The organism is Nocardia carnea, assembly GCF_029869215.1.
Lineage (GTDB): Bacteria > Actinomycetota > Actinomycetes > Mycobacteriales > Mycobacteriaceae > Nocardia > Nocardia carnea_B.
Genome location: NZ_JARWPM010000365.1, coordinates 1 through 6,120, shown reverse-complemented (window position 1 = coordinate 6,120; position 6,120 = coordinate 1). Strand labels below are relative to the sequence as shown.

The 6,120-nt window shown below is 69.9% G+C and carries 8 protein-coding genes; 7 read left to right on the top strand and 1 reads right to left on the bottom strand.

Translation table 11 applies throughout. From position 1 onward, the window contains the following. The first annotated feature begins 207 nt into the window (after nucleotides 1-207). From QH276_RS25585 to QH276_RS25555, 7 genes are all read left to right on the top strand, one after another. Nucleotides 208-1,005: a DUF5666 domain-containing protein gene (locus QH276_RS25585; RefSeq protein WP_280400559.1), complete on the top strand. Its 798-nt coding sequence runs from the start codon at nucleotides 208-210 to the stop codon at nucleotides 1,003-1,005. 74 nt (nucleotides 1,006-1,079) lie between these two features. Further along, a complete protein-coding gene (locus tag QH276_RS25580) occupies nucleotides 1,080-2,105 on the top strand; it encodes a hypothetical protein (RefSeq protein ID WP_280400564.1) in 1,026 nt (341 codons plus the stop codon). Nucleotides 2,106-2,246: 141 nt separating this feature from the next. Further along, the gene (pyrE, locus tag QH276_RS25575; RefSeq protein WP_280400563.1) at nucleotides 2,247-2,780 is read left to right on the top strand and encodes an orotate phosphoribosyltransferase; all 534 of its coding nucleotides are present in this window, start codon (nucleotides 2,247-2,249) and stop codon (nucleotides 2,778-2,780) included. A gap of 82 nt (nucleotides 2,781-2,862) precedes the next feature. Further along, complete coding sequence (locus QH276_RS25570) at nucleotides 2,863-3,921, top strand: beta-ketoacyl-ACP synthase 3 (protein WP_280400562.1); 1,059 nt, start codon at nucleotides 2,863-2,865, stop codon at nucleotides 3,919-3,921. Nucleotides 3,922-3,923: 2 nt separating this feature from the next. Continuing rightward, on the top strand, nucleotides 3,924-4,613 hold the full coding sequence (locus tag QH276_RS25565; RefSeq protein ID WP_280400558.1) for a lysoplasmalogenase: 690 nt from the start codon (nucleotides 3,924-3,926) through the stop codon (nucleotides 4,611-4,613). Nucleotides 4,614-4,656: 43 nt separating this feature from the next. Beyond that, entirely contained in the window at nucleotides 4,657-4,920 is a 264-nt protein-coding gene (locus QH276_RS25560) for a DUF4190 domain-containing protein (protein ID WP_280400557.1), read from the top strand. A gap of 51 nt (nucleotides 4,921-4,971) precedes the next feature. Further along, nucleotides 4,972-5,283, top strand: coding sequence for a DUF4190 domain-containing protein (locus tag QH276_RS25555; protein ID WP_280400556.1), 312 nt, complete (start codon nucleotides 4,972-4,974; stop codon nucleotides 5,281-5,283). Nucleotides 5,284-5,374: 91 nt separating this feature from the next. On the opposite strand, the gene QH276_RS25550 is transcribed toward QH276_RS25555, so the two are convergent. Beyond that, on the bottom strand, nucleotides 5,375-6,120 hold a 746-nt coding region (locus tag QH276_RS25550; RefSeq protein ID WP_280406927.1), incomplete at its 5' end, for a TrmH family RNA methyltransferase.

Below are 6,120 nucleotides of genomic sequence, written 5' to 3'. Positions count from 1 at the left end.
CCCGGGAGGGCGGGGTGCCGGCGCCCGCGGGCGGCGGGTGCGGCGGCGCGGTGCGCGCCCTGAACCCCGCCGGCGCGTGCCCCGGGCGGCGGGGGGGCGGTTGGCCGAACGACCCCGCCCGCTGTTCCCGCGCCCGCCGGGGGTGGAGCCGACCTGCCCCGGGCGTGTGTGCTCGCCCGGGACAGGTTCGGCTTAGGCTGGGTAGTTATGACCAACCCGAACGATCCCTGGGCAAGGCGGCCGGACGACGATCCGACCCAGCGCCTGGGTCAGCCGGGCGAATCGGCGACCGAGAAGCTACCGACCGGCGACGGGCCGGGTTTCACGGAGCCGACCACGGCCTACCCGGGTACCGACCCCTACGGCGGCTGGGGGCCGCCGGGTCCGAACCCGACCCGGGAGATGCCGACCTACGACAGTTACGCCTACGGCGGACAGCCGCAGTGGGGTGCCCCCGGCGGCCCGCCCCCGCAGGACCCGTACGGTCCGGCCGGCGGCCCGCCCGGCGAACCGCCGCGGCCGCCCAAGCGGAACGGCGTATTGCTGGGGATCGGGCTCGCCGTCATCGTGCTGCTCGGCCTGGCCGGTATCGCCGCCGGAATGATGTTCGGCGGCGACGATTCACAATCCACGGCCGGTGATACGACGACCACGAGTCGCACGCTGGGCCGTGAGGTCCCGGCGCAACCGGACGAATCCGAGCCCCCGCTGCCGAGCCTGCCGGGAATGCCGGATATGCCCGATTCCGGTGAGCAGGATCCGGGCGGCACCACCATGGGCACCATCAGCTCCAATTCCGGCGGCACCCTGACCCTGAGCACCCTCACGGGCGACGAGGTCACCGTGCACACCACCCCGCAGACCCAGGTGATCTCGCTGGCCGGCGCCACGGTCGACGCCCTGCCCGCCGGGGATCTGGTGATCGTGCAGGGGCAGCCGGGCCCGGACGGTTCGATTCAGGCGGAAGTCATCATCAGCACCGCACTCGACGGGGGCGGGCGATGAGAAAACCGCGGCGCGCAGTGTGGGTGCCCGGCATTACGCCGGGCGGGTCGATAGGCTAGGCGACGATGACGGCAATGTGGTTCGGGCTGGCGGCAATCACCCTCGCGGGTGCGATAGTGCTGCTCTATTTCGACCGGCGCCAGCGGCAGCGGACCGGTCACGCGCGCCAGGTGTGGGCGAAAGCCCAGGGATACACCTATGTGTCGGTGGAACCGGCGCTCGCTTCGACCTGGCGCCGTGGTGCGCTGGCCAAGCTCGGGTATCTGACCGCGGTCGATGTGGTCACCGGTATCCGCAAGGGCGAGAAATTCGTCCTGCTGGATCTGGAGGATTCCGCGACCCTGGTGGCGGTGCGCCGCCAGATAGGTTCGGATATCGACGTCGATATGCGGGTCAAGACCATGAACCCGCCCAAGGACGCGGATCTGGAACTGCTCGGCGCCATCGGCGACCGGGTCGTGTTCGCGACCAATCCCGAGATCGCCCGGCATGCGGTCGATCAGCGGATGGTCGCGTTCATCGAATCGCTGGCCGATACGGTGCAGATGCTGTGGAGCGAGGGTAATTGGACCCTCGGGATGCTGCCCGTCGGCTCGGCCGCCAAGGATTGGGAAACCGGTATCGACGCCGTGCTGCGGTTGTCGGGGCTGCTGCATGTGCTGCCACCCGTCACCGACCCCCGTAACGACGAGCCCGGCGCCCCGCCCGCACATCCGCGGGCCCGCATCCGCTCGGCGGAATACGACGAGCGCGATCCCGACGGCCCGTACGACGACTACGACGAGTACGACGACGACAGCGACGACTACGGCCACCCCGGGCCGAATGTCCGCTATCGCCGCGATGCCGGGGACGATCCGGACGCACCGGGTCGCGGTCCCGATGATGACGCACCGCCGCGCCGGCCCAGCCTGGCCGTGGTGCCCGACGCCCGGCCGGCGAACCGTTCCCCGCGTCCCGAACCCGCGGGGGCGCGGCCGGGCGGGGCGAGCGAACCCGACCGTCGCGACTCCGTCGCCGACGACGAGTCCGCCCCGCGCCTGCCCGGCGGGCCCTTCCACCCCGGTTTCCGGCCGTATCAGGGTCCGGTGCCGCAGTAGGTCCGCGCGGACGCGCGACCTGCGGTAACCGGTGCCGGGGCGGCTGCGTATCCTTCCTCGCAGGCGCCGCTGCACGCGCCGGGACCGTACTCGCCGCGACTCGCCTCCACGGGCGGAAGGACACCGATGATCGACCAGGCAATGACCGACCGGGATGTCTTGGCCGGGCTGGTACGCGATTTAGCCGTCGTGCACGGCAAGGTGACATTGTCTTCGGGCAAAGAGGCCGACTATTACGTCGACCTGCGGCGGGCAACGCTGCATCACCGGGCGGGGCCGCTGATCGGGAAACTGCTGCGGGAACTGGTCGCGGATTGGGATTTCGACGCCGTCGGCGGGCTCACCATGGGTGCCGATCCGGTCGCGCTGGCCGTGATGCACGCCCCCGGCCGCCCGATCGACGCCTTCGTGGTGCGCAAGGCCGCGAAAACCCATGGTATGCAACGGCAGATCGAGGGCCCGGACGTGGTGGGTAAACGGGTGCTGGTGGTCGAGGACACCACCACCACCGGCAACTCCCCGCTGACCGCGGTGCGCGCGCTGCGTGAGGTGGGCGCGACGGTGGTGGGCGTGGCCACCGTGGTCGACCGGGAAACCGGCGCGGATCGCGTGATCGCCGACGAAGGACTGCCCTACCGCTCCATACTCGGTTTGAAGGATCTGGCGCTGAGCTGAACCGGACGGGCCGTTCGCCCGCCTGCCACGCTCCGTTAGCCTGATGATCCGTCAGAACTGTGAGTGAAGGGTCGTGAGCGTCGTGGTGAGCATTGCCGGCAAAAAGGGGCACGACAACGTCGCGATGCTCGGAATCGGTGCCTACCGGCCGCAGCGCGTCGTCAGCAACGACGAGGTGTGCGAGGTGCTGGACTCCTCGGACGAATGGATCTTCGAACGCAGCGGTATCCGCAACCGGCGCTGGATCAGCGGTGACGAAACGCTGCGGTCGATCTCGGTGGCCGCCGGTGACCGGGCGCTACGGAACAGCGGCGTCGACCGCTCGCAGATCGGCGCATTGATCCTGGCCACCTCGAGCTGGCCCATGCTGACCCCGCACGGCGCCCCGATCGTCGCCAGTGACCTCGGGATGAACGGAATTCCCGCCTTCGACCTCACCTCCGGCTGCGGCGGATTCGGCTACGGACTCGGGGTGGCCGCGGATATGATCCGCGCCGGTTCGGCCGAATACGTGCTGCTCATCGGCGCCGAGACGATGACCATCGGCATCGACCCGACCGATCGCGGAACGGCGTTCATCTTCGGTGACGGCGCCGGCGCGGTGGTGATCGGGCCCAGCCAGGACAACGGGATCTCCCCGACGGTCTGGGGCAGCGACGGCGAGAACGCCGACGCCATCAAACAAGATGTGAACTTCGTCGAGTACATGCAGCGTGCGCAGGACCTGCAGGGCACCGATCCGGAGGTCGAGCCGGTGGGCCGGATGTCGCTGCGGATGGAAGGGCCGCGGGTCTTCCGCTGGGCCGCCGTCACGCTGCCGCGCGCGCTGTCCACCGCGCTGGATGTGGCCGGGGTGTCCAAGGACGATATCGAGGTGTTCATACCGCACCAGGCCAACGCCCGGATCAACGAACTGATGAAGAAGAACCTCGGGCTGGCCGACGATATCCCGATGGCCGGCGATATCGAGAACACCGGCAACACCTCGGCGGCGTCGATTCCGCTGGCGATGGAAGAAATGCTGGCGACCGGCAAGGCCAAGGGTGGCCAGCTGGCGCTGCTGCTCGCGTTCGGCGCCGGGCTCAGTTACGCCGGCCAAGTGGTGACCCTGCCGCCCGCCCCCGCCGAGGCGAGCCTGTAGTGATGCGACCGTTGCGCGCGGGATTCCTGGTCGCGACGGCGATCACCGTGGCGGGTGCGCTGACCGGCCGGGAACGGCTGCAATGGGTGGCGAAACCGCTGATGATGCCGATGCTCGCGGCCGATATCGCCACCAGCCCAGTGGATATCGCGCCGGTGGAGCGCACGCTGCTGCTGGGGTCGCTCGGTGCGGCCACGGTCGGCGATGTACTGCTCATCGAACCCGACGACGATCGCCGCCTGGTCGCCGGTGCCTCGTCATTCGCGGTGATGCAGACGGGATACGCGGCGCTGTGGTGGCGGCGCGGCGCCCGTCCACACGGGAGTACCGCTGTCCCGCGCCTGCTGGCCTGGGCCGGGGCGGCCGGTCTGCTGCGGGCGAAGGCGCCCGCGCTCGCCGCACCGTTGAGCGCCTATGGCCTGACCTTGGGTAGCGCCGCTGTTCTGGCTTCGGATCCGGCGCTGGCACCGGGTGCGGACAACGTTGCGGGCCTCAATGTTCCGGGCGCGGATCCGCGCAGCCGGCTGGGCGTGGGGGCGCTGCTGTTCACGATTTCCGACGGACTCATCGTGGCGCGGCGGTTGTTCGCCCGCGGGGAGCGGTCGCGCCGGGTGCTCGAGGCGATTATCCTGGCGACCTACGGTGGCGCGCAGTTCCTGCTCGCCGATCCGGCGGCGCACACCCGGCGCTGAGTTCGCCGCGCCCCGATTCTCCTGTGGCGGATACCATCCGAGCATGGCAAACCGTCCGCCGCCGTACCACCCGGATACCAACACGGTGCTGGTCCTCGGGCTGGTCAGTCTGTTCTGTGCGCTGTGCGGCCCGCTCGCATGGGTCAAGGGTAAGCGGGCACTCGACGAGATCAACGCCGCCGACGGAACCCTCGGCGGCCGCGGCAATGTGCTCGTCGGTTATGTGCTCGGCATCATCACGTCGATCGTGCTGATGCTGTTTCTGCTCGTGTTCATCGGTGCGATGATCGCCGGAGCAGTGCTCTGATATCCCGGTTTCCGATCGTGCGGACTCCGCCGTGCCGGTTACTATCCATGCGTGAGCTACCCTCCACCACCCGCGTACGGGTACGGCAATTACGGTCCGCCGCCGCCGGATCATCCGCAAGCCACCACGGTGCTGATCCTCGGCATCATCAGCTTCTTCTGTGCGGTCACCGGTCCGTTCGCCTGGGTCATGGGCAAGAAGGCGCTCAACGATATCGACGCTTCGGGCGGAACCATCGGCGGCCGTAGCAATGTGATGATCGGTTACGTGCTCGGCATCATCACGTCGGTCCTGTTGATCATCTATCTGGTTCTGGTCGTGCTCTTCATCATCATTGCGGTCGTGGGAGCAGCCTCGGCGTGAGGTCCGGGCGGGTCCCGGTTCGGTGGCCGGGGCCTTCGCACCGGCCGAGCGGGCGCGTGCTCGAGGTTTTCGGAGCGACCGAGCCCCGCGTTCACCACGCCGTGGTGAGGTCCGCGTGCTGCCGGATCCAGGTATGCATGGCGATACCGGCCGCCACCCCGGCGTTGATACTGCGGGTGGACCCGAACTGGGCGATCGATACGGTGAGCACCGCGGCGTCGCGGGCGCCGTCGCTCACGCCCGGCCCTTCTCGACCGAACAGCAGCAGGCAGCGTCGCGGCAGGCGCACCGTTTCCAGCGGTACCGAACCCGGCACGTTGTCCACCGCGACCACGCTCAGATCCTCGGCCGTGGTGAATTCGAGCAGCGCGTCGATATCGGGGTGGTGCACGATGTGCTGGTAGCGGTCGGTGACCATGGCGCCGCGGCGGTTCCAGCGGCGGCGGCCGACGATATGTACCGCGCCGGCGGCGAAGGCGTTGGCGGTGCGGACCACCGTGCCGATGTTCGCGTCGTGCCCGAAGTTCTCGATCGCGATATGGAAGGGATGGCGGCGCCGGTCGATATCGGCGACGATCGCCTCCCGCGTCCAGTACCGGTAGGCATCGACCACATTGCGGCGGTCGCCCTCCGCGAGCAGGACCGGGTCGAGCCGGTCGTCGTCCGGCGGCGGTTCGCCGTGTTCGGCGGTCCACGGCCCTACTCCGTGCGGGTGCTCGCCCCATTCCGTGGGGCCCGGTTCGGCGGCCGGGGGGCGGGGGGGGGCGCCCGCCCCCCGCGGCGGGGGGGGAGCGGGGCGCGGGCGGGGGGCCGGGGGGCGGGCCCGGGGGGGGCCCC